The 21,056-nt window shown below is 71.1% G+C and carries 22 protein-coding genes; 2 read left to right on the forward strand and 20 right to left on the reverse strand.

Going from position 1 to position 21,056, the window contains the following annotated elements; translation table 11 throughout:
- Positions 1 to 9: 9 nt before the first annotated feature.
- The 16 genes from dnaE to BLW47_RS12440 all read right to left on the reverse strand — a co-directional run bounded on the left by dnaE (position 10) and on the right by BLW47_RS12440 (position 16,842).
- On the reverse strand, positions 10 to 3,543 hold the full coding sequence (gene dnaE, locus BLW47_RS12370) for a DNA polymerase III subunit alpha (protein WP_091555860.1): 3,534 nt from the start codon (positions 3,541 to 3,543) through the stop codon (positions 10 to 12).
- A gap of 167 nt (positions 3,544 to 3,710) precedes the next feature.
- Positions 3,711 to 4,337 (reverse strand): LysE family translocator, encoded by a 627-nt coding sequence (locus BLW47_RS12375; protein ID WP_091555647.1) that lies wholly within the window; start codon positions 4,335 to 4,337, stop codon positions 3,711 to 3,713.
- 9 nt (positions 4,338 to 4,346) lie between these two features.
- On the reverse strand, positions 4,347 to 4,517 hold the full coding sequence (locus BLW47_RS25090) for a hypothetical protein (RefSeq protein WP_175543570.1): 171 nt from the start codon (positions 4,515 to 4,517) through the stop codon (positions 4,347 to 4,349).
- Positions 4,518 to 4,709: 192 nt separating this feature from the next.
- Positions 4,710 to 5,801: a sporangiospore maturation cell wall hydrolase GsmA gene (gene gsmA / locus BLW47_RS12380; RefSeq protein WP_091555649.1), complete on the reverse strand. Its 1,092-nt coding sequence runs from the start codon at positions 5,799 to 5,801 to the stop codon at positions 4,710 to 4,712.
- 146 nt (positions 5,802 to 5,947) lie between these two features.
- Positions 5,948 to 7,228, reverse strand: coding sequence for an EAL domain-containing protein (locus tag BLW47_RS12385; RefSeq protein ID WP_091555652.1), 1,281 nt, complete (start codon positions 7,226 to 7,228; stop codon positions 5,948 to 5,950).
- A 34-nt stretch (positions 7,229 to 7,262) separates the two neighbouring features.
- Complete coding sequence (locus BLW47_RS12390; RefSeq protein ID WP_245736593.1) at positions 7,263 to 7,709, reverse strand: hypothetical protein; 447 nt, start codon at positions 7,707 to 7,709, stop codon at positions 7,263 to 7,265.
- Positions 7,710 to 7,756: 47 nt separating this feature from the next.
- Positions 7,757 to 8,119 carry a response regulator gene (locus BLW47_RS12395; protein ID WP_091555656.1) on the reverse strand — a complete coding sequence of 121 codons (363 nt, stop codon included), beginning with the start codon at positions 8,117 to 8,119 and terminating at the stop codon, positions 7,757 to 7,759.
- Positions 8,116 to 8,601 (reverse strand): chemotaxis protein CheX, encoded by a 486-nt coding sequence (locus tag BLW47_RS12400; protein WP_091555658.1) that lies wholly within the window; start codon positions 8,599 to 8,601, stop codon positions 8,116 to 8,118. Before BLW47_RS12400 ends, BLW47_RS12395 begins: the two co-directional genes overlap by 4 nt.
- Positions 8,598 to 8,984 (reverse strand): response regulator, encoded by a 387-nt coding sequence (locus tag BLW47_RS12405; RefSeq protein WP_091555660.1) that lies wholly within the window; start codon positions 8,982 to 8,984, stop codon positions 8,598 to 8,600. Before BLW47_RS12405 ends, BLW47_RS12400 begins: the two co-directional genes overlap by 4 nt.
- A 6-nt stretch (positions 8,985 to 8,990) precedes the next feature.
- Entirely contained in the window at positions 8,991 to 9,836 is an 846-nt protein-coding gene (locus tag BLW47_RS12410; RefSeq protein ID WP_091555663.1) for a CheR family methyltransferase, read from the reverse strand.
- Positions 9,833 to 10,951, reverse strand: a complete 1,119-nt coding sequence (gene cheB / locus BLW47_RS12415) for a chemotaxis-specific protein-glutamate methyltransferase CheB (RefSeq protein WP_091555665.1) — start codon at positions 10,949 to 10,951, stop codon at positions 9,833 to 9,835. Before cheB ends, BLW47_RS12410 begins: the two co-directional genes overlap by 4 nt.
- Positions 10,952 to 11,076: 125 nt before the next feature.
- The gene (locus BLW47_RS12420) at positions 11,077 to 11,952 is read right to left on the reverse strand and encodes a hypothetical protein (protein WP_091555668.1); all 876 of its coding nucleotides are present in this window, start codon (positions 11,950 to 11,952) and stop codon (positions 11,077 to 11,079) included.
- 153 nt (positions 11,953 to 12,105) lie between these two features.
- On the reverse strand, positions 12,106 to 12,543 hold the full coding sequence (locus BLW47_RS12425; protein ID WP_091555670.1) for a chemotaxis protein CheW: 438 nt from the start codon (positions 12,541 to 12,543) through the stop codon (positions 12,106 to 12,108).
- Between the two features lies 1 nt (position 12,544).
- Positions 12,545 to 14,926 carry a chemotaxis protein CheW gene (locus BLW47_RS12430; protein ID WP_091555673.1) on the reverse strand — a complete coding sequence of 794 codons (2,382 nt, stop codon included), beginning with the start codon at positions 14,924 to 14,926 and terminating at the stop codon, positions 12,545 to 12,547.
- A 102-nt stretch (positions 14,927 to 15,028) separates the two neighbouring features.
- Positions 15,029 to 15,886, reverse strand: coding sequence for a hydrolase (locus tag BLW47_RS12435; RefSeq protein ID WP_245736594.1), 858 nt, complete (start codon positions 15,884 to 15,886; stop codon positions 15,029 to 15,031).
- 254 nt (positions 15,887 to 16,140) lie between these two features.
- The gene (locus BLW47_RS12440) at positions 16,141 to 16,842 is read right to left on the reverse strand and encodes a response regulator transcription factor (RefSeq protein ID WP_245736595.1); all 702 of its coding nucleotides are present in this window, start codon (positions 16,840 to 16,842) and stop codon (positions 16,141 to 16,143) included.
- Between the two features lie 165 nt (positions 16,843 to 17,007).
- Between BLW47_RS12440 and BLW47_RS12445 the strand changes: the two genes are divergently transcribed.
- Positions 17,008 to 18,075, forward strand: coding sequence for a sensor histidine kinase (locus tag BLW47_RS12445; RefSeq protein WP_091555677.1), 1,068 nt, complete (start codon positions 17,008 to 17,010; stop codon positions 18,073 to 18,075).
- A gap of 8 nt (positions 18,076 to 18,083) precedes the next feature.
- Here BLW47_RS12445 and BLW47_RS12450 read toward each other — a convergent pair whose 3' ends face one another.
- The gene (locus BLW47_RS12450) at positions 18,084 to 18,569 is read right to left on the reverse strand and encodes a CAP domain-containing protein (protein ID WP_091555679.1); all 486 of its coding nucleotides are present in this window, start codon (positions 18,567 to 18,569) and stop codon (positions 18,084 to 18,086) included.
- A gap of 145 nt (positions 18,570 to 18,714) precedes the next feature.
- Positions 18,715 to 19,221 (reverse strand): MarR family winged helix-turn-helix transcriptional regulator, encoded by a 507-nt coding sequence (locus tag BLW47_RS12455; RefSeq protein ID WP_091555681.1) that lies wholly within the window; start codon positions 19,219 to 19,221, stop codon positions 18,715 to 18,717.
- A gap of 107 nt (positions 19,222 to 19,328) precedes the next feature.
- On the opposite strand from BLW47_RS12455, the gene BLW47_RS12460 reads away from it, so the two are divergent.
- Positions 19,329 to 19,985, forward strand: coding sequence for an FMN-dependent NADH-azoreductase (locus BLW47_RS12460; protein ID WP_091555864.1), 657 nt, complete (start codon positions 19,329 to 19,331; stop codon positions 19,983 to 19,985).
- Positions 19,986 to 20,168: 183 nt separating this feature from the next.
- On the opposite strand, the gene BLW47_RS24685 is transcribed toward BLW47_RS12460, so the two are convergent.
- Both BLW47_RS24685 and BLW47_RS12465 read right to left on the reverse strand, forming a co-directional pair.
- Complete coding sequence (locus BLW47_RS24685; RefSeq protein ID WP_139307260.1) at positions 20,169 to 20,357, reverse strand: hypothetical protein; 189 nt, start codon at positions 20,355 to 20,357, stop codon at positions 20,169 to 20,171.
- 123 nt (positions 20,358 to 20,480) lie between these two features.
- Positions 20,481 to 21,056: hypothetical protein (locus BLW47_RS12465; protein ID WP_217634830.1), on the reverse strand; the 576-nt coding region annotated here is incomplete at its 5' end.

The raw sequence follows: 21,056 nt of genomic DNA on the forward strand, positions 1-21,056 counted from the left end.
TAACGGGGGTCAGCCGACGTTGCTGGCTCCGAGCACGGTCTTGAGGTCGGCCATCAGCGCGGTGCTGGTCGCGACCCGTACGGCGTTGAGGCGCAGCAGCGTGGCGCGGCTGCCGTTGAGGAGCCGTACGTGCACCTCGGCGTCGCCGGGGTGCCGGGTGAGCACCTCCTTGAGGCTGTCGACCAGCGGCGGCGTGCACCGCGTGATCGGCACGGTCAGCGTCACCGGCTTGGTCGTGCCGGGTGCCGTGATCTCCGGCACCGACATGTCCATCGCCATGATCCGCGGCGTGTCGTCGCGCCGGTCGACCCGACCCTTGACGATGACGATCGCGTCCTCCGCGATGTACTGCCCGACCAGCTCGTACGTGTTCGGGAAGAACAGCGTCTCCACACCGCCGGCGAGGTCCTCCAGGGTCGCCGACGCCCAGGCGCGGCCCTGCTTGGTCACGCGCCGCTGCACCCCGGAGAGGATGCCGGCGAGCGTGACGACCGCGCCGTCGGGCACGGTGCCCTCCTCGGAGAGGGCGGCGATCGTGGTGTCGGCCGCCGACGACAGCACATGCTCGATGCCGAAGAGCGGGTGGTCGGAGACGTAGAGACCCAGCATCTCGCGCTCGAACGCCAGCCGGTCGCGCTTGTCCCACTCGCCGGTGCCGATCTGCGGCATCACCAGCGTGGTGCCGCCGCCGTTGTCGTCGCCGAACCCGGCGCCGAACAGGTCGTACTGGCCGGCGGCCTCGTTGCGCTTGACGTCCGCGTACGCGTCGATGGCCTCCGCGTGCACCGCGAGCAGCCCCTTGCGGGCGTGCCCCATCGAGTCGAACGCCCCGGCTTTGATCAGCGATTCGATGGTCTTCTTGTTGCAGACCACCGCGTCCACCTTGGACAGGAAGTCGTAGAAGTCGGCGTAGTCGCCCTTCTCCTTGCGGCACCGCATGATCGCCTCGACGACGTTGGTGCCGACGTTGCGGATCGCGGCCAGGCCGAACCGGATGTCGGAGCCGACCGGGGTGAACGGGCCGGCGGAGGTGTTGACGTCCGGCGGCAGGACCTGGATGCCCATGCGCCGGCACTCGGCCAGGTACATCGCCATCTTGTCCTTGTCGTCGCCGACGCTGGTCAGCAGCGCCGCCATGTACTCGGCCGGGTAGTTGGCCTTCAGGTAGCCGGTCCAGTAGGAGACCAGACCGTAGCCCGCGGTGTGGGCCTTGTTGAAGGCGTAGTCGGCGAACGGGACGAGGATGTCCCAGAGCTTCTTGATGGCCTCGTCGGAGTAGCCGTTGTTCCGCATGCCGTCGCGGAACGGGATGTACTCCTTGTCGAGGACCTCCTTCTTCTTCTTACCCATCGCCCGGCGCAGCAGGTCGGCCTGGCCGAGGCTGTAGCCGGCGAGCTTCTGGGCGGCGCGCTGCACCTGCTCCTGGTAGACGATCAGGCCGTAGGTGGGACCGAGGATCTCAGCGAGCGGTTCCTCCAGCTCCGGGTGGATCGGGATGATCTCCTGCTGGCCGTTCTTGCGCAGCGCGTAGTTGGTGTGCGAGTTGGCGCCCATCGGACCCGGCCGGTAGAGCGCCAGCACGGCGGAGATGTCCTCGAAGCTGTCCGGCTTCATCAGCCGCAGCAGCGAGCGCATCGGGCCGCCGTCGAGCTGGAAGACGCCGAGCGTGTCACCGCGGGACAGCAGCTCGTACGTGGGCTTGTCGTCCAGCGGCAGCGCCAGCAGATCAACCTTCTTGCCGTGGTTGATCTCGATGTTCTTGACCGCGTCGTCGATGATCGTCAGGTTGCGCAGGCCGAGGAAGTCCATCTTCAGCAGCCCGAGCGACTCGCAGGTCGGATAGTCGAACTGCGTGATGATCGCCCCGTCGGCGTCGCGGCGCATCAGCGGGATGTGGTCGATGATCGGCTCGGCGGACATGATGACGCCGGCGGCGTGCACGCCGGTCTGCCGGATCAGCCCCTCGATCCCCCGCGCGGTGTCGATGACCTTCTTGACGTCCGGGTCGGACTCGTAGAGGGCGCGGATCTCGGTGGCCTCCGAGTGGCGCGGGTGCGACGGGTCGAAGATGCCGGAGAGCGGGATGTCCTTGCCCATCACCGCCGGCGGCATCGCCTTGGTGATCCGGTCCCCCACCGCGTACGGGTAGCCGAGCACCCGCGCCGAGTCCTTGATCGCGGCCTTCGCCTTGATCGTCCCGAACGTGGCGATCTGGGCGACCTTGTCCTCGCCCCACTTCTGCGTGACGTACCGGATCACGTCGCCGCGCCGGCGCTCGTCGAAGTCGATGTCGACATCGGGCATCGACACCCGCTCGGGGTTGAGGAACCGCTCGAAGATCAGTCCGTGCGGCAGCGGGTCGAGGTCGGTGATCCCCAGCGCGTAGGCGACCAGCGACCCGGCGGCGGAGCCACGTCCCGGGCCGACCGCGATGCCCTGGCTCTTGGCCCACTGGATGAAGTCCGCCACCACGAGGAAGTACGACGGGAAGCCCATCTGGATGATGACGCCGAGCTCGTACTCCGCCTGCTTGACGTGCGTCTCCGGCACGCCGTTCGGGAAGCGGCGCGCCAGCCCGGCGAACGTCTCCTTGCGGAACCACGACTCCTCGGTCTCCCCCTCCGGCACGGGGAAGCGCGGCATCAGGTTCCGGAACTCGAACATCCCGGTGGTGTCGACCTTCTCGGCCACCAGCAGCGTGTTGCGGCACCCCTCCAGCCAGATGTCGGAGCTGTCCACCGCCCGCATCTGGTCGGCCGACTTCACGAAGTAGCCGGCGCCGTCGAAGCGGAAGCGGTTCGGGTCGGAGACGTTGCTGCCGGTCTGCACGCAGAGCAGCACGTCGTGCGCCTCGGCCTGCGCCTCGTGGGTGTAGTGCGAGTCGTTGGTGACCACCGGCGGGATGCCCAGCCGCCGCCCGATCTCGACGAGGTCCTCCCGGACCCGGCGCTCGATGTCGAGGCCGTGGTCCATCAGCTCCAGGAAGTAGTGCTCCTTGCCGAAGATGTCCTGGTACGCGGCGGCGGTCTTGAGCGCCTCGTCGAACTGGCCGAGACGCAGCCGGGTCTGCACCGCGCCCGAGGGGCAGCCGGTGGTCGCCATGATCCCCTCGGCGTGCTCGGAGATCAGCTCCATGTCCATCCGCGGCCACTTCACGTAGTGGCCCTCCATGGAGGCGCGCGAGTTGAGCGTGAAGAGGTTGTGCAGGCCGGTCTTGTTCCGGGCCCACATGGTCATGTGGGTGATCGCGCCGTTACCGGAGACGTCGTCGCTCTTCTGCTCGGGTCGGCCCCACTTCACCCGCTGCTTGTGGAAGCGCGACTCCGGCGCGACGTACGCCTCGACGCCGAGCAGCGGGGTGATGTCGTGCGCCATCGCCTGCTTGTAGAAGTCGTTCGCGCCGTGCATGTTGCCGTGGTCGGTGATCGCGACCGCCGGCATCCCGAGCCGCTTCGCCTCCGCGAACAGGTCCTTCAGTCGGGCGGCGCCGTCAAGCATGGAGTACTCGGTGTGGACGTGCAGGTGCACGAACGAGTCGCCCATGGCGGCGATCACCCCTTTTTGATCATGTTTTGCGGCGGCGGAGGTCCAGACTATCGAGGTCCGGACGGCCGCGGCTCACGCCGCTCCGGTCGGGTGACGGCCTGCACGGGATCGACGGTTTCCGGCGCGCCGGCCGGCCCACCAGGGTGATCTTGCGCGAACCGGCGTCAGCGCTCGAACGCGAGGCGGCCGGCCAGCGCCACGAGCACCGCGCCCATCACCCGGTCGATCCAGCGCCGCGTCCGCGCGTACGCCCGGGCCACCGGGTCGAGGCCGAAGACCGTGGCCACGACGGTGAACCAGACCACCGCCACGGCCACCATCAGCGCGACCGCCGCGGCGCGTAGGCCCACGCCGGCGTCGACGGGCAGCAGCGCGCTGAAGAGACTCCCAAAGAAGACGGCCGCCTTCGGGTTGCCGATGTTGGTGAGGAAACCCACCCGCCAGGCGCGCACCAGCCCGCCGGGGCGCCCGCCGGCCCGCGCCGGACCGGGGTCGGCCGCCGGCGCGGCGCCGCGGGTCGACCAGAGGGTACGCACGCCGAGGTAGAGCAGGTAGGCCGCGCCCGCCAGCCGGACCACGTCGTACAGCCAGGAGACCCGAGCGAAGAGCACCGCCAGCCCCAACAGGCTGCCGACCGCCCAGACGAGGATCGCGCAGCTCACCCCGAGCCCGACGGCGACGCCGTGCCGCCGGGAGCGCGCTGACGCGTACTGCACCGTGACGACGAAGTCGGGGCCGGGGCTGATGATCGCCAACACCCAGACCCCGAGCAGAGGCAGCAACGCGAGCACGGTGCGATCCTACCGGCCGGCCCCGGCACCAAGATCCACAACGCCGGCGACGGTCCACCGATCGATCAATTCGGTACGCAGCTCGTGGCTGCCGTCCGGCAGCGGGGCCTCGCAGTACAGCCGGTATCCGCCGTCGGGCAACGGGAGCACGTCGAGGTAGCGCACGTCGACGGCGGGCACGCCGGGGATGCCTGGCGCCGCCGCCCGTCCCCCTTGGACGGCGACGCCAGACACGGGAAGGCCGGGCACAAACGGCGGCTCGGGCCCCGAATCGCGCCGCCGACTCCCGTATATCCGTGCCGGCCTCACTGTCACGTTCGGCGATTCCGGCCCCCGCATGAGGGAATTGGCGCGGCCGAAATCGACGCGGTTTCAGCGCCAGATGTCGTATTGATAGAGGTTGTAGGTCTTCATGATGCCGGTGATCTTCGTGTAGTACGCCGGATCGGTCGCGTACCCGGCCTTCCACACCATGTCGATGAACTTGTTCGGGTTGCGGTTGTACGCGAACGACGCCGCGTACCGGCTGTTGCTCCGGAGGAAGTAGCCGTGGTCGCGGTACGAGTCGGCCATCGACGCGTAGACCCGGAACGTCGCGGAGGTGGTGAAGCACTTGCCGGCCTTGTCGCACTCCTGCGTCTGGTAGCTGCGGCAGCCGATCGCGTACCGGCCGGGATCGTTGTTGAAGCACTTGATCCCGAAGTAGTTGCGGTCGTTGGCGGAGAGCTTGCTGCGGCCCCAGCCCGACTCGAGGATGGCCTGCGCGATCGTGACCGAGGCGGGCACCTGGTGCTCACGCCAGCCCCGCTGCGCCCCCGCGACCGAGGCGGCGATGAACTCGGCGTTCGTCATGGCCGGCGCCGGCGGCGCCACCGGCGGGGACGTCACCTTCGGCGCGGGCGTGGTGCACCGCGGGATCGCGCCGGAGAGCACGTACGCGTGCGAGACGTACCGGCCGTTGGTCAACCGGTCCCAGGCGGCCGTGGCCCGGACGTCGCCCCGGACGTACTGACCGGGGATCTGGCACACGATGCTGACCTTCGCCTTGTTCCCCAGCGCGCCGACCGTCCTCGCAACCGTCGTGGAGCTCACGCGCACGTTCACGCTGCCGCTCACCTTGATCGTTCCGGCGACGGGGCACGGCGGGACGGCCGCGGACACCACGTACGCGTGCGAGACGTACCGGCCGTTGGTCAGCCGGTTCCACGCCGTCGTCCTGCGCACGTTTCCCTTGACGGACTGCCCGATGACCTGGCAGGCGATGCTGATCCGCGCGCCGTTGCGCAGTTTCCCGACCGCCTTCGAGGAGGTCGTGGCGCCGGCGCGCACGTTCAGGGTTCCGCTGACCTTGATGGTCCCGGTCACCGCGGCCTCGGCGGCCGGCGGCGCGACGACCACGCCGACGCCGATCGCGAGAAATGCCACGAGTGGCGCGACGAGCCGACGTCGTGCGATGTGCTGCATGGTGAAATGCCCCCCAGATGGCGATGTCAAGCAACACCATCGGCGGGGCATGGTCCCGATCCAGGAGTCGGACGGTTGCGGATCGGTTGCACGGGCAGCGCCCGGCGGTGGCCGCCGCGATGCCGGCCCGCGGCCGGTCGGCGGGCTCAGTGGCCGGCGGCGCGGATCCGGTGCAGGATGACGCGCGCGGCACGCGCCACCGTCATCCGGTCGTAGAGCAGCCGGTACTCGTACCCGCCGGCCGGGCGCCCCGGGAGTCGCTCCTGCGCGGCGAGCAGGGCCGCGTAGTGCGGACCGATCAGGATGACGCAGAGTTCGTCCTGGAGCGGGTCGTCGCGCTCCATGGCGGCCAGGTGGACGCCACGGATCCGCTGACCGGGTGGTCGGCGCAGCAGCACGCCCGCGTAGCTGGCGCCGGCGGTGACGGACTCCAGCTCGGTCAGCGGCGCCCCGGAGAGCAGCTTGTTGCCGGGCAGACAGGCCAGGAACATGATCGGGTCCGGGTCGGCGGCCACCCGCCGCTCCAGGTGCGCGGCGAGCGCCGCCAGCATCGACTCGCTGGCCGGCAGCGCCGGTTCGGCCGCGGTCGCCAGCCGGAACGGGGTCTCGGCGAACTTGGCGGGCGGCAGCGGCTCGATCAACGGCAGCGGGTTCGCCGGCGGCGACGAGGTGGGCGGCAACGCGCCGGGCGCCCCGAAGAGGTAGCCCTGGCCGAGCACGGCGCCGAGGCTGCGCGCGGTGCGCAGCTGCCCCTCGCTCTCGATGCCGACCGCCAGGATCGACGCCTTCGTCCGCTCGGCGTGCGCCGTGACCGCGTTCATCACCTGCGCCGCGTGCGGATGCGTGTCCCGGTGCACCAGCGATACGTCGATCTTGGTCACGTCGGGGCGCGCGAACGGCATCAGCGCCAGGGCGGGGGGCGCCACGCCGATGTGGTCCAGCGACACTCCCCACCCCGAGGCGCGCGCCTTGTCGATGCTCGCCACCGTCGCGTGCGGGTCGTCCAGCAGCGCCTGTTCGGAGAACTCCAGGAACACCTTGAACCGGCCGTGCGCCCCCACGAGCGCGCGCGCGAGGTCATCGGGGAGCGGCCGGCCCAGCGTGGTGGGGTCGACGTTGATGAACAGCGACATCTGTGGCGGCAGCCCCGCCTCGACCGCGGCGGTGAAGGCGGAGGCCACGGCGACCAGGTCGAGCTCCCAGGTCAGCCCGGCGGCCTCGGCGGCGGCGAACATCTGGGCGGGCGTCTCGAACGCGGTTCCCGCCGGCCCGCGGACCAACGCCTCGTAGCCGACCACCTCGCGGGTGTCGAGCCGGACGACCGGTTGGAACTGGGTCGCGACCATCCGGCCCCGAACCAGTTCCTCGATCGTCAGGTCCGCCCCGTCGTCACCCGGCGCGAAGCGGCGCTGAAACAGTACGACCACGTCACGCCCTTTCCCATGTTGTTGTTACGGCCGCTCAGTTGGCCAGCGACAGCGAGAACCGTCCCCCGCCGTACCGGGCCACGTCGACCCGCAGGTCGACCCGGCGCCCGAGCGCGAGCAGCTGGGCCTGCGCGTCGGCCGGGAGCGGCTGACCGGGGAGGAAGACCTGGTGCAGCTTGGAGCGCGGGGTTCCCTCCCCCCGGTTGAGCAGGCCGGTCAGGATGTTGCACAGCTCGGTCACGTTCTCCGCCAGCACCGGGGACAGCTCCTTGTCCTCGATGCAGTCCTGCGCGCCGCCCGGCGGCAGCAGCCCGAGCGCGGCGCCGGCGTACGCGGCCAGCGACAGATCGAGCCCGAGCACGCCGGAGATCCGCGACGTGTTGTCGACGTACAACGCGACGACGGTGGTGGGGAGATCCTCACGAACCAGGGGAACGGCGTCGGCGACGGTCACCTCTCGGCCGAGAAGGTCTTCCAGCATGTTCCGAATTGCCAGCAGTGGCGGGAGATTTTGGGGCATGGTCCTTTTTATCCGATAAGCGGGGTGAATACCTCGGAGAAACGCTCGGCCGTGAACGGTTTGATGATGAAGAAATGCGCGCCCGCCGCCTCGGCCTGGTCCTGCATCTCCTGCGTGCATTCCGACGTCACGAAGCCGAACTTCACGTCATTGCCGCCGCCGCGCAGTGCGCGCAGCACCTCGATCCCGGTCATCTCCGGCATGTTCCAGTCCGAGATGACCAGGTCGGGCTGCTCCTCCACGGCCTTGTCGTACGCCTGCCGGCCATCGGCCGCCTCGACGAGGTCGTGCCCGTCGAAGCCGGCCTGACGCAGCGTACGGGTGACGATCTGACGCATCACCCGGCTGTCGTCGGCGATCAGGATCTTCATGCCGCCGCCTCCCCGGTCAGCTCACGGCTCTGCCACATGCTGAACGCGATCGACTCCCCCGACCAGAGCCCCGCCAGCTCGCAGACCTGCACGGCCGCCGGCCAGTGGTTGGCCTGCGCGGGCGCGCTCACCACGTGCGGCAGCGAGACGAAGCACCCGGCCGGCAGCATGCTCTTGACGTTGCCGCCCACGATGTTCGCCAGCTCGCCCAGCACGTCGATCAGGTCGGCCTCGGTGACCTCCTCGGGCTCCATCGCCAGGAAGGCCGCGGCGGCGAGCTTGCCGGCCGCGTTGGAGCACGCGACCACGACGTGACCGTGCCAGGAGCCGGTGATCGACACCGACGCGTGGATGTCGCTCGCGTCCGCCGCGCTCTCCACCGGGATCAGCGGGTTGACGCCCTCCGGGTCGAGGTAGGACGCCCAGACCTGCTCGACGATCTCGTTCAGGTCCGCGACGGTGGGTACGTACTGCACGCTCATAGACTCGCTCCGCTTGGTACGAGGCCCAGTAGGGCCAATTTCTCGACCATGGCGCCCGACGTGAACGGCTTGATCACGTATTCGTGGGCTCCGGCGGCGAGCGCCCGCACGATCTGGCTCTGCTCGCTCTCCGTGGTGACCATGACCAGGGTCATCTCCCGCAGCTGCGGGTTGTCACGGGCCGCCGTGACGAACTCGAGGCCGTTCATGTTCGGCATGTTCCAGTCGACCAGCGCCAGATCCGGCTTCTGCTCCATCCCCTCAAGGACGTTGAGCGCGGCCTGACCATCCTCGGCCTCGACCACGTCGAAGCCGAGCTGCCCGAGGATCCGGCGCAGAATCAGCCGCATGGCCCGGGAGTCGTCGATCACGATGGCGTGCACCGGACATCACCCCTTTCCCGCGGTGCCGACCGGCACCGCCGCTCTGAGTCGGTACGCCGACGTCCGTCCGGCCACGACCCGCTCGTAGTTGTCATCCACGCCGATGGTGGTCTCGGCCGCGCCCAGGAACAGCCACCCGTCGGGGCGCAGCAGCCGGCCCATGCTGCGCAGCACGGACCGCTTCGTCTCGACGTCGAAATAGATGAGAACGTTCCGCAGGAAGATCACGTCGAACGGCGGCAGCGCCGGCAGCGGCGCGGTGAGGTTCATCCGCTGGAACGTCACGGTGCGACGCAGCGCCGGCATCACTCGCCAGTGCGCGCCCACCCGTTCGAAGTTGTGCACCAACTTCTGTACCGGCAGGCCGCGGTTCACCTCGACCTGGCTGAACTCACCCCGTTCGGCCCGCTCGATCATCTCGCCGGAGATGTCCGTGCCGAGAATCTCGTACGTCCACCCCGCCGGCAGCGTCTCGCGCAGCGCGATGGCCAGGCTGTACGGCTCCTGGCCGCTGGAGCAGGCGGCCGACCAGACCCGGATGTGCCGGTTGGCCGCCCGATTGGCGATCAGTTCGGGCAGCACCTGAGTGGTCAGCGCGGTGAACGGATCCTGGTCACGGAACCACGAGGTCTCGTTCGTGGTGAGCGCGTCGACGATCCGGCTCTGCCCCACCGGATCCGGATGCCGCTGGATCGCGGCGAGGAACTCGGCGACGCTCGCCGCGCCGGTCTGGCGGGCGACCGGGATGAGCCTGGCCTCGACCAGATACTCCTTACCCGGGCCCAGGACAATGGAGGACTCGCGGCGTACCAGCGCGGAGACGAATGCGAAATCCGCAGCGGAAAGAGTCATCGGGTCACCACCTTCGGCCGGGCCTGCCGCCCGGCGGTCATTCGGGTATTGAGGTATGTGCCGATCTCCGCGAGCGGCAGCACGGTGTGCGCGAGGCCGGCCTCCACGACGGCGCCGGGCATTCCCCACACCACCGAGCTCGCCTCGTCCTGAGCGATCACTTCTGCGCCGGCGGCGTGCAGCACCTCGCAGCCGCGGCGCCCGTCATGGCCCATCCCGGTCAGCACCACCGCGAGCGCGGAGGCGCCGTAGACCCGGTCCACCGACCGGAACAGCACGTCGACGGCGGGACGACAGGAGTTCTCCGGCGGGGCGCCGGTCAGCCGGGTGAGCCGGGCCGTCCCGCGCTGCAGCACCTCCAGGTGGCGGTCGCCGGGCGCGATGTAGACCACGCCGGGGGTGACCGGCATGTCGTCCTCGGCCTCGACGACCCGCACCGCGGCCATCCGGTTCAGCCGTTCGGCGAACATCCGGGTGAAGACCGGCGGCATGTGCTGCACGACCACCACGGGCACGGGCAGGTCCGCCGGGAACGCGCCGATCACCCGGGCCAGGGCGTCGGGTCCACCGGTCGAGGCGCCGATCGCGATGACGTCGATGGTGGTCCGCGGCGGCGCCGTGCGGGCGATCGGCCGGGACGCGGCGTGGGGGGCCGGGCGGGTGGGCGGCGGCGCGGCGGCCGGTCGGGTACGCGACGGCGGGGCCGTGCGACCGTGGCCGGTGAGCGCGCGCATCCTCGGCACCAGCTGCTCGCGGACCGCCTGGATCGAGGCCGCGACGCTGCCGACGTTGGCCGGCTTCGTCACGTAGTCGGTGGCTCCGGCGGCCAGCGCGTCCAGGGTGGCGGCGGCGCCGGCGGAGCTGAGCGTGCTGAACATGATGACCGGTAACGTGCGGTGGACCTTGCGCAGCGCCCGTACCGCGGTGATGCCGTCCATGTCCGGCATCTCGATGTCCATCGTCACCACGTCCGGGGTGAGCTGGTCGACCTTGGCCAGCGCGATCCGGCCGTTGGCCGCCGTTCCGACGACCCGGATGTCGGGTAGTCCGGAGAGGGCGTCGACGATCAGGCGACGGACGACGACGGAGTCGTCTACCACCAGAACTGAGATCACTTCCGTCGCCTTCCTGAACCGGGGACCCGACGCCGCCGGCGTCGCGCACTCCCTATCGCCCGGATGGGAGCGGACCTGAGAAGTGCGGACAAACCGGTCGGGTCGGGTTTCGCGGTGCGGTGGCGTCAGCTGAGCCACGCGGGCCCGAGCGCCCCGATCACCGGCGCGAGGAGCCGGTGCGCGGTCGCCTCGTCCAACAGATCCCGGACGACCAGCGCCTGCACCGCGCCGCTGAGCAGGTTCCACACCCCGCCCGCCCGGTCGGCCAACGGCACCGCGGAGGTGTCCATCGCCTGCACCAGCAACAGCTGCGCGGCGGCCGCCGTGCGGACCCGGTCGGAGAGGTACGCGCCCCAGGACGCGGAGTGCACGGCGGTCGCCCACCCGGTGCGCTGTTCCCGGGCCTCGTGGGCGACGCGCACCAGCCGGCGCGCCTCGGACTCGCGCAGCGTGCGGAGCCGGTCGAGGAGCCGGGAGATCGCGTAATGGTGCGGTCCGAGGTCGACGGGACGCCCGGCCGGCAGCTTGCGCATCGCCGCGACCCAGCCGGCGGCCAGCCCCCGCCGGGTGGTGTCGGCGAGCACGTCGCGCAGGTAGCTGGCGACGGTCGCGTCGCAGAGCAGCGCGGTCGCGCGCTCGGCCACCGGGTCCTGCCGCGCGGCGCGTCCCTGCCCGCTCCAGGTCCAGGACATCACGTCGTAGCGCACGCAACGCAGCAACGCGTCCAGGGATCCGATGGGGGCGCGTTCGACCAGCGAGAGCGACCGCTGCGGGTCCGCGGCGTCGGCCACCCCGCGCAGCGTCGGCATCCGCAGCGCCGCCTGCTCGACCGCGACCCACAACGGCCCGCGGACGCCCTCGTCCGGCAGGTAGCCGGCGAGGATCGGCAGGTCCTGCGGGCTCAGGCACAGCGCGCGCAGCAGCACCTCGGCCGTCGCCGACCCGCCGCCCAGCCGGGTCAGGTCGAACCCTAGAACCGGCGCGCTGACGAGGCTGTACACGGGATCACGTCCATGCCGGACATCCTCTCTCCGCTGACACCCGTGCGCCGGTGGGCCGCCCCGAGAGGCGGCACACCGGCGCAGAGTTCTGGTGATCCGGGCGGGCCGGGTCGGCGGTTCCCCGCACGAGCACGGCGATGAGCGTGCGGCCGATCAGGCCGGGACGCGGTAGGTGTCGACCGCGGTGCGCACGTCGAGCGCGAGCATCAGCCGGCCGTCGAGCTTGAAGGTGCCGACGACCAGGTCGCGGGTCGGGCCGCTGAGCGTGTCCGGCGGCGGCTCGAAGGCCGACTCGTCGAGGTCGATCACCTCGCCGATCCGGTCCACGAGCAGGCTGACGGGCTCGTCGTCGCCGCGCAGGATCACGTTCATCACCGGACCGTCGAGGACGTGCCGGTCCAGCCCGAGCTGGACCCGCAGGTCGACGGCGGCGATGACCTGACCGCGGAGGTTGAACAGCCCGCCGACCGCCGAGGGCGCGAGCGGCACGGACGTGTACTCGTGGAAGGAGAGCACCTCCTGGACGAGTTCCACCTCCACCCCGAAGAGCTGGTCGGCCACCTCGAACGTGGCGTACTGACGGCTTGCCATATCAGGCCTCCACCAACATCGGGTCGGGCAGCTCGGTGTAGAAGTTCGGGTCGGCGGCGAGGATCGCCCGGCGCACGTCGAGCAGCTCCGTGACGCGCTGCTGGACGACCGCGGTACCGAGCAGGCCGTCGTCGTCCACCTCGCGGCGGGCGGTGACGGTGTCCTCGACGATGTCGACGATCTTGTCGACCACGAGGGCCACGCTGCGGCCGCGCTCCGTGTAGACCACCACCGAGATCCGCTCCTCGTCCAGCTCGGTCATCACGCCGAGCAGGTGCGAGAGCCGAGCCAGCGGCAGGATCTGGTCGCGGTACTGCACGACCTCGCGCATGCCGGCCCGCTCGATGCGGTCGACGGTGAACTCCTCGAGTCGGGTCACCGTGTCCAGCGGGATGGCCACGCGCCGATCGCCGACGCCGGCGATGAGCAGCCGATCCACGGGGCCGGTCTTGGCCGCCGCCTCCAGGGCGCTCGCCGCGGCGTGGCGTTCGGCCGGGCCCGCGGCCAGGTGCGACCGGCGGGCGAGCGACGCCACGTCGAGGATCAGCGCGACCTTGCCGTCGCCGAGGATGGTCGCCCCCGCGTAGAGGCCGATGTCCTTGAACCGCGCGGTCAGCGCCTTGACCACGACCTCTTCGGTGTTGAGGACGCGGTCGACGACCATGCCGAACCGGCGGCCGTCGGCCTGCAGCACGATGACGTACGCGTTCTGGTCGCCGCCGACGGGCAGGTCGAGCGCCCGGTCGAGGCGGACCAGCGGCAGAAGCTTGCCGCGCAGCCGGTAGACCGGGGCGCCGGAGGCGTACTCGATCTTGGTGGTCTGTCCATCGATGTAGACGAGCTCGTGGACCGCGACCTGCGGCACCACGTACCGCTCCCCCGCGCACTCCACGGTCAACGCCTGGATGATCGCCAGGGTGAGCGGGATGGTCAGCCGCAGCGTGGTCCCGGCGCCCGGCGTGGAGTCGACCTCCACGGCGCCGCCGATCCGCTCGATGTTGGTCTTGACGACGTCCATCCCGACGCCGCGCCCGGAGACGTTGGTGACCTTCGCGGCGGTGGAGAAGCCCGGCTGGAAGATCAGCATCATGATCTCGCGCGGGTCCATGTTGGTCAGCTGCTCGGGCCGGAGCAGCCCGCGCTCCACCGCGGTGCGCGCCACCCGGTCGACGTTGATGCCGCAGCCGTCGTCCGCGACCTCGACCGTGACGTGCCCGCCCTCGTGGTACGCGCGCAGCGTGAGCGTGCCCTCCGGGTCCTTGCCGGCCGCCAGCCGCTCCGCGGCGGTCTCCACGCCGTGGTCGACCGCGTTGCGCACCAGGTGCGTCAGCGGGTCCTTGACCGCCTCCAGCAGGCTGCGGTCGAGCTCCGTCTCCTTGCCCTCCATGACCAGCTTCACCTGCTTGCCGCAGGCGTTGGCGAGGTCGCGGACGACGCGCGGCAGCTTCGACCAGAGGTGCTCGATCGGCTGCATCCGGGTCTTCATGATGCCCTCTTGCAGCTCGCTCGTGATCAGGTTGAGCCGCTGCGTGGTACGCATCAGCGCCGGGTCGGCGGTCTCGGCCACCCCCCGGACGAGCTGGTTACGGGCGAGGACGAGCTCGCCGACCAGGTTCATCAGCGTGTCGAGCAGATCGACGTCGACCCGGATGGCGGAGTCGGCGACGCTGCGCTTGTTCTGCGCCTGCAGCGCCTCGCCCACGGCCGCGGGCGCGGCCTTGCCTTCCTCGAGCAGGATGGTGCCGAGCTTGCGCTCGTCGCCCTCCACCTGGCGCTGCACCGCCCAGGTCACATCGGACTGCGAGATCGCGCCGCTCTCGATGAGCATCTCGCCGAGCGGGCGTCGACCCGACTTGTCGTCCGGCAGCTCCCGGGTCGGGGCCGGCGGGGCGTCGAGCGACACCCGCGGCTCGGCGTCGTCGGACTCGAACGACTCCGGTGCCGGCACGGCGGTCGGCGCGTCGAGCTGCGGCGCGGCGGCGTCGGACTCCCCCGTGGCGTCCGACATCTGCCGGTGCACGCTCGCGATGACGCCCTCGACGTTGATGTCGCCCTCGGCGCCGCTCTCCTCGATCGTGGCGAGCAGCGCGCGGACGCCGTCGAGCATCGCCAACAGCGTGGTGATGGTCTCCGGGGTCACCGGCTGCACACCGTCGCGCAGCCGGGAGAGCAGCGACTCACCCGCGTGGGTCAGCGTCTCCAGCCGGGAGAAAGCGAGAAATCCGCTGGTTCCCTTGATCGTATGGATCGTCCGGAAAATGCGTGAGATCAGCTCACGCGATCCGGGCTCCTGCTCGAGCGCCACCAGATCGCGATCCAGTTGATCGAGATTTTCGTGGCTCTCCATCAGGAACTCGTGGACGATCTCCCCCAGCTCTTCCACCGGCTACCTCCCTGCTTTCATCCACCCCCCTCATCGGCCATCCGGCACCTGACCTGAGAAAAGCGGGATCGCAGTTGCCGCGATGAAAGGCGCGGCCGGCCGTCAGGCGTGCGACGCGAGGCGCAGCTGCGGCGCGAGCTGGCGGACGTAGCGCCAGCGGCCGACCTGGTTGGCGTAGCGGGCGTCACTCGCGGCCGCGAGCGCGACGCCCGAGGCGGCGAACATCTGGGCCAGGCGTACGGACGGACGATGCCACGCCTCGCTGACCTCGACGGTGGTGTTCGTGACGCGGCAGCCCTCGACGCACTCGCGCAGCAGCGCCTCGTCGATGTCGCCGTCGTCGATGCCGAGCTCGGCCAGCAGGCTCAGCGGCCGGGCCAGCTGCGTCGGGGCGTACCGGCTGGCCCGCTCCACGCCCATGATCGTGGCGTGGACGACGAGCTCCACCGCGTCGGTGGCCCGCAGCGTCCCGGCCGCGAGCATCTTGCGCGCCTCTGCCGCACCCACCAAACGCTCGCCGAGCGGAAGTCGCGAGACGGCGACGGTGACGGCGTCCAGGCCGGCGAGGTCCGGCGGGAATCCGAGCCAGCCGTCTGCGCGGATCACCTCGACCTCGGTCGAGATCCGCAGGTCCAGCTCGGTGCGCCGCTGGGCGCGCAGCACCGACTCGCGGTACGCGGCCAGCCAGGGGGTCTCGGAGTCGACCTGGTCGGCGAAGGTCACCTGGCGGAGTCCGGCCAGGCCGGCGGCGGTGACGATCCGGTCGATGCTGTCGTGTCCCGCGGCGAATCCGGAGTGCACGTGCGCGTCGGCGGCCGGGTCGAGCGGCGGCATGAGGTCGAGCGTCCGCTCCCACGGCATGGGCTCGGCCATGGCCGACGTCTCCGCCGGCCCGGGCACGCCCGCGGTGTCGCCGACGGTTCCGCCGTTCCCGCGCTCCATGCCGGTCTCCACCCCCACGCGTGCTCCTACCGCCATGCCCGGAACGGCCGTGGCGGCCGGCCCCGCGGGCACCGAATGGTCCTGCCCCCACGATGGGTCCTGCGGGGCGTCCGGGCCAGTGCCGGACGGGTGCGGCATGGTTGCGTCACCATGCGCAGCGGGCGGGTGACTCTCTGCGCCCGACCTGAGCCGGCCGGGCGCCTCGCAGCGGCCGGCGATCCCCCGGACGGGTGTCACCCGGCCGGGTGATCGACGCCACGCCGAGGGCGGTGCTAGCCGGCCGCGGCGTCCTCGCGACGGTCCGGGGCGGGCGGCCGGCTGTAGCGGTAACCGAAGCCCCGCACGGACTGCACCGGCGACGCCTCCGGGTCCGACCACCCGAGCTTGCGCCGCAGCCGCAGGACCGCGAACTTCACCCGCTCCTGGCCGATCCCGGTCGGGTCGTCCCACGCCTGGCTGAGCAGCTGGTTGGGGCTCAGCACCGCGCCGGCGTGCCGCACCAGCACGTTGAGCAGCCGGAACTCGGTAGGCGTCAGCCGCACCTCCTCGCCGCTCACGTAGACCCGGCGCTGCACCGGATCCAGGTGCACCAGGCCGTCGTCGTACACCTGACTCGCCCAGCTCGCGGCGTTGCTGGACCGGCGCAGCAGCGCCTCCACCCGCGCCAGCAGTTCCGCGTTGGCGAAGGGCTTGGTCAGGTAGTCGTCGGCGCCGGCGCGCAGGCCGCGCACCTTTTCCGTCTCCTGTCCGTGGGCGGTCAGCATCAGCACCGGCACGTCGCTGATGTCGCGCAGCCGCTCCAGCACCTGCCAACCGTCCATCTCGGGCAGCCCGACGTCGAGCACCACGAGATCCGGCCGTTCGGCGTACGCCTCCCGCAGACCCGTCCGGCCACTCCCGGCGTGCGCGACCTCGTAGCCGGCCCGCGTGAAGAGCAACTTCAGCGCCAGCGTGATGTCGGGATCGTCTTCCACTACCAGTAGCCGGCTCACGAGCCCGCCCCCCTCCGGTGCCCCCGTTTACCACGGCAGCGGGCAGGGCACTCGTAATAGGAGGTTTGAGTGCTCTATCCCGCTTCGCCGCAAGGGCTATACTTTAGCGTGGGATTTGATCGTGCGTGTCGATCCGGGAGGAACTAAATGGCGGTGCCCCCGGCGAAGGCGACACCACCGCGCCCGACCGACGCCGTCACCGGCCCTCAATCCCCGCGACCAGCAACAACGGGCACCCCGGCCGGCGCGACCGCGGCCGGCGACGTGCCGGCCGCGGCGATGGCCGACGTGATCCACTCGCTCGACATCGGCATCCTCGTCGAGGACGCCGACCGCAACCCGCTGCTCGCCAACGCCGCCTTCGCCGAGATGTTCGAGGCGGGCACGCCGGAGCTGCCGGCCGCCAGCACGGAGCTGCACCTGCCCGACGGGCGCGTCGTGCACGGCAGCCATCGCACCGTGCCGCTGGACGGCGCCGCGCCGGGTGAGCTGTGGACGTTCCGCGACGTGACCGCCGACGTGCACGCGCGCCGCGAGGTCGACCGGGAGCGGCAGCGGTTGGCGGAGCTGAAGGCACGGTTCATCGCGACCGCCTCCCACGAGCTCCGCACCCCGCTCACCACCATCTCGACCCTGGCCCAGATGCTCGGCGACGGTCTGCCGAGCCACCAGGAGCTCGCCACCACCGTCGACGCGATCCAGCGCAACTCGCAGCGGATGCTGCTGCTCGTCGACGATCTGACGCTGCTGTCGCGGATCGAGTCCGGGGACCTGCGACTGGAACCCACGCCGGTCGACCTGGCCCGGCTCGTGCAGGACACCGGCACGCGGCTCCGTGAGCTGCTCCCCCAGGCTCCCGCCCGGATCGCGCCCGGCGCCGGTCCGCTGCTCAACGGCGACGAGAGGCTGCTACGGCAACTGCTGTACGCGGTCGCCGGCATCGTCGCGGCCACCCAGGGCTCCGTCTCGGTCTCCACCCATGTCGACCAGAACGGCTGGACCGTCACCGCATCGGCGCCGGCCGCCACGCCGCTGACCGACGAGTACCTGCTCGCCGCGACGCTGCCGACGCTCGACGCCGAGGCGCGGCGGCGCAGCGTGGCGCTCTGGCTGCTGATCGCGCACGCCATCGCGATGCGCCATCAGGGCGTCGTCACCACCTCGGCGGAGCCGAGCGAGGGCACGCGGGTGCGGGTCCAGCTCCCGCTGATCTGACCCGCCGGTCAGACCCGACCGAAGTCCTGCGTCCACATCAGCGTCCCGTCGGCCTTGCGGCCGACGCCGACACCGACCGCCTTCGCCGAGCAGTTCAGGATGTTGCGGCGGTGTCCGGGGCTCTTCATCAGGGCCGTGAAGACCTCGTTCGCGCTCCGGTAGCCCCACGCGATGTTCTCGCTCAGCGCGGGGGTGTAGCCGGCACGCTTGGCCCGGGTGGTGAAGCGACTACCGTCGCTGCCGCGGTGGCTGAAGAAGTTCTTGCGGATCATGTCGGCGGTGTGCGCGCGGGCCGCCTTCCGGAGACGCGCGTCGCCCCGAACCGGCTTGCAACCGTGCTGGGCGCGGGTCGCATTGGTCAGCTTCGCCAGCTGGACCTCCAGCGTGTCGGTGGAGGTCACCGCGGCGCTCGCCGGCGCGCTGGTCAGCGTGAGGGCGAGCACGACGGCGGGGACCATCGCGAGCAGCGTGGCCCGACGGCGGGCAGCGATCATGGGGGAAACACCTTCCGGGGTGGTCACGCCGGCGCGCTTCGAAACGCCGGCTGTGCCCTCCCCATCGGCGTACGCGGCCACCGACCAAGATCTATTCGCCGCCGGAGTCCCGGTTCACCGGTACGGGCGAATCTCCCCGTTCCGGTCAGCGCGCCGGGGCGTCGTACGCGCCGGCGCGCGGCTCCAGCGACTCGGCGCGCGTCGCGACCCGCTGCAGCAGCGTCCGGAAGGTCGCCCGGTCGTCGCCCGAGAGCGCGGACAGCACCTGCTCCTCCGCCCGCCGCAGCCGCTCGTCGAGCTCGGCCAGCAGGGCACGCCCCCGATCGGTCGCCGTCACCCGGCGCGCGCGCCGGTCGTTCGGATCCGGCCGGCGCGCGACCAGCTCCGCCCGCTCCAGGTCGTCGAGGAGGTACGTCATCACGGTCCGGTCGACGCCGAGCTGCTGCGCCAGGGCCAACTGGGTGTTGGGCAGGTCGCCCACGGCCGCGGCGAGGACCTGGTAGCCGCGATGCCCGCCAGGAAGATCGTCGACCACCGTCGCGAAGGCCTTGCAGTAGGAGCGGAAAACCACCCCCAGTGCCCACCCGAGGTCGGTGTCGAGCGCGCGGCAGACCGCCGCCGCGTCGGCGGTCGGGCCTGAGGCGCTGGTCACCTCGCCATCGTACGGCGACCGGCCGCATCACCGAAGGTTAAGCGGGTATATGTTCTGTACGGCAGACGTTCTGCCCACCCCCCTAAACCGTGAGCCAAGGAGCCGTGATGTCCCTCTTCCGACTCGACGCCAGCATCCGCCGCGAAGGCTCGGTGACCCGGCAGGTCGCCGACACCGTCGAGGCCGCCTGGCACGCGGAACACCCCGGCGGCGCCGTCAACCGGCGCGACCTCGGCACCGAGCCGCTGCCCGCGGACGCCTGGCTGACCGCGGTCTCCGCGGGAATGTCCCCCGCGGAACAGCGCAGCGGCGCGCAGCTGGAGGCGACCCGGCTCGCGACCACGCTTGCCGACGAACTGATCGCGGCCGACGCGTACCTGTTCGCTGTCCCGCTCTACAACTTCGGCGTGCCGCACCACGTCAAGGCGTGGATCGACCTGCTGCTCACCGACCCGCGGCTCGGCCCCGGCGGCGACCAGCCGCTCGCGGGGCGTCCCGCCGTCCTCGTGCTCGCCCGCGGCGGCGGCTACGGGCCGGGGACGCCGCGCGAGGGATGGGACCACGCGACGCCGTACCTGCGGCGCATCTTCGGCGACGTGCTCGGCCTCGACCTGCACGTGACGGCGGCCGAGCTGACCCTCGCCGGGGTCAACCCGGCGATGGCGGAGCTGCGCGGCCTCGCGGAGCAGTCGCTCAACGACGCGCACGGCACCGCCGAGACGCACGGCCGCAGCATCGGCAAGCGGGTACGCGACGCGGCCTGACGCCGCCACTCGACTGTCAGCAGGGATCCCTCCCCGGGATCCCTGCTCTGTCGTACCGGGCCGTTACGGTTCCGCCGTGGAGAGGGCGACCGGCGCCCGGTCGGGAACCCACCGTCTGATCCGACGGGGGCGGACGGCGGAGGTCCGGCCGGGCGGGGTCAGCGCGCGCCGACGCCCGCCTGATCAGCCGGACTGCCCGCGCCCGGTCTCGCCGGGCTCGCCGCCGGGTGTGGGCGCCCGCATCTCCGCCCGCGTCTGCCCCGGCCGCGGCGGACGCTCGTCCACCGGCCGGTCCCGATCGTCGCCGGGAAGGGTCGCGTCGATCGCGCCGGCCGGCAGCACCGGTCCCGGTGGCTCATCGTCTTGCCGCACGGGCTCGCCCACCTCCCGCCCATACCCACTCGGGCCCCACAAACACCCTGGATATGCCGGTGGGCGCCTTCCCGGTCGGGAAGGCGCCCACGTGGCGTGTGTCTGTGCTGTTGTTCAGCGGTGTCAGTGCTGGGCGGCCAGGCCGGCGTACGGGCCGACACCGTAGGTGCCCTGCACGATCTCAGCGGCCATCTTCTCCCACTGCGCGTAGTGGTTCGGGAACGCCGAGACCTGCACCGTCTGCGCCGCCACCGTCAGCGGCATCTTCTCGTAGCCCTCGACGTTCTTCAGACCCGCGTAGAAGGCCTTCGCCGAGTAGTTCGGGTCGGTGATCTGCTCCGGGCTACCCCAACCCGAACTCGGACGCTGCTGGAACAGCCCCAGCGAGTCATGGTCGTTACGGTCACCGAGGTGACCCAGGTTGTCCAGCTTCGACTCCTGCAGCGACGTCGCGATCGCGATCACCCACGCCCGCGGCGGCAGGTTCATCTGCTTACCCGCCTCGATGATCGCCTTCGCATTCGCCATCCGCTCCGGCGTCATCTCATACGTCGACTGGTCAGCCGGCATGCCGTTGGTCATCAGCTGCTCGACCGACGGCGCGGCTTCCTTGTTCTCGGCCTGGGCGACGACCTGCTGGGCGACGGCAACGTTGGTCACCGCCGGCGCCTCGGTGGCGCCGTGCGCGGCCGAGGCCGG

This window comes from Micromonospora pattaloongensis (assembly GCF_900107255.1).
Taxonomy (GTDB): Bacteria; Actinomycetota; Actinomycetes; order Mycobacteriales; family Micromonosporaceae; genus Micromonospora_I; species Micromonospora_I pattaloongensis.

Bases quoted from the DNA above. Each gene is read 5' to 3' on its own strand.
- dnaE (WP_091555860.1), bottom strand. From the start codon at position 3,543: ATGGGCGACTCGTTCGTGCACCTGCACGTCCACACCGAGTACTCCATG.
- gsmA (WP_091555649.1), bottom strand. From the start codon at position 5,801: ATGCAGCACATCGCACGACGTCGGCTCGTCGCGCCACTCGTGGCATTT.
- BLW47_RS12390 (WP_245736593.1), bottom strand. From the start codon at position 7,709: ATGCTGGAAGACCTTCTCGGCCGAGAGGTGACCGTCGCCGACGCCGTT.
- BLW47_RS12395 (WP_091555656.1), bottom strand. From the start codon at position 8,119: ATGAAGATCCTGATCGCCGACGACAGCCGGGTGATGCGTCAGATCGTC.
- BLW47_RS12400 (WP_091555658.1), bottom strand. From the start codon at position 8,601: ATGAGCGTGCAGTACGTACCCACCGTCGCGGACCTGAACGAGATCGTC.
- BLW47_RS12410 (WP_091555663.1), bottom strand. From the start codon at position 9,836: ATGACTCTTTCCGCTGCGGATTTCGCATTCGTCTCCGCGCTGGTACGC.
- BLW47_RS12425 (WP_091555670.1), bottom strand. From the start codon at position 12,543: ATGGCAAGCCGTCAGTACGCCACGTTCGAGGTGGCCGACCAGCTCTTC.
- BLW47_RS12445 (WP_091555677.1), top strand. From the start codon at position 17,008: ATGGCGGTGCCCCCGGCGAAGGCGACACCACCGCGCCCGACCGACGCC.
- BLW47_RS12450 (WP_091555679.1), bottom strand. From the start codon at position 18,569: ATGATCGCTGCCCGCCGTCGGGCCACGCTGCTCGCGATGGTCCCCGCC.
- BLW47_RS12460 (WP_091555864.1), top strand. From the start codon at position 19,329: ATGTCCCTCTTCCGACTCGACGCCAGCATCCGCCGCGAAGGCTCGGTG.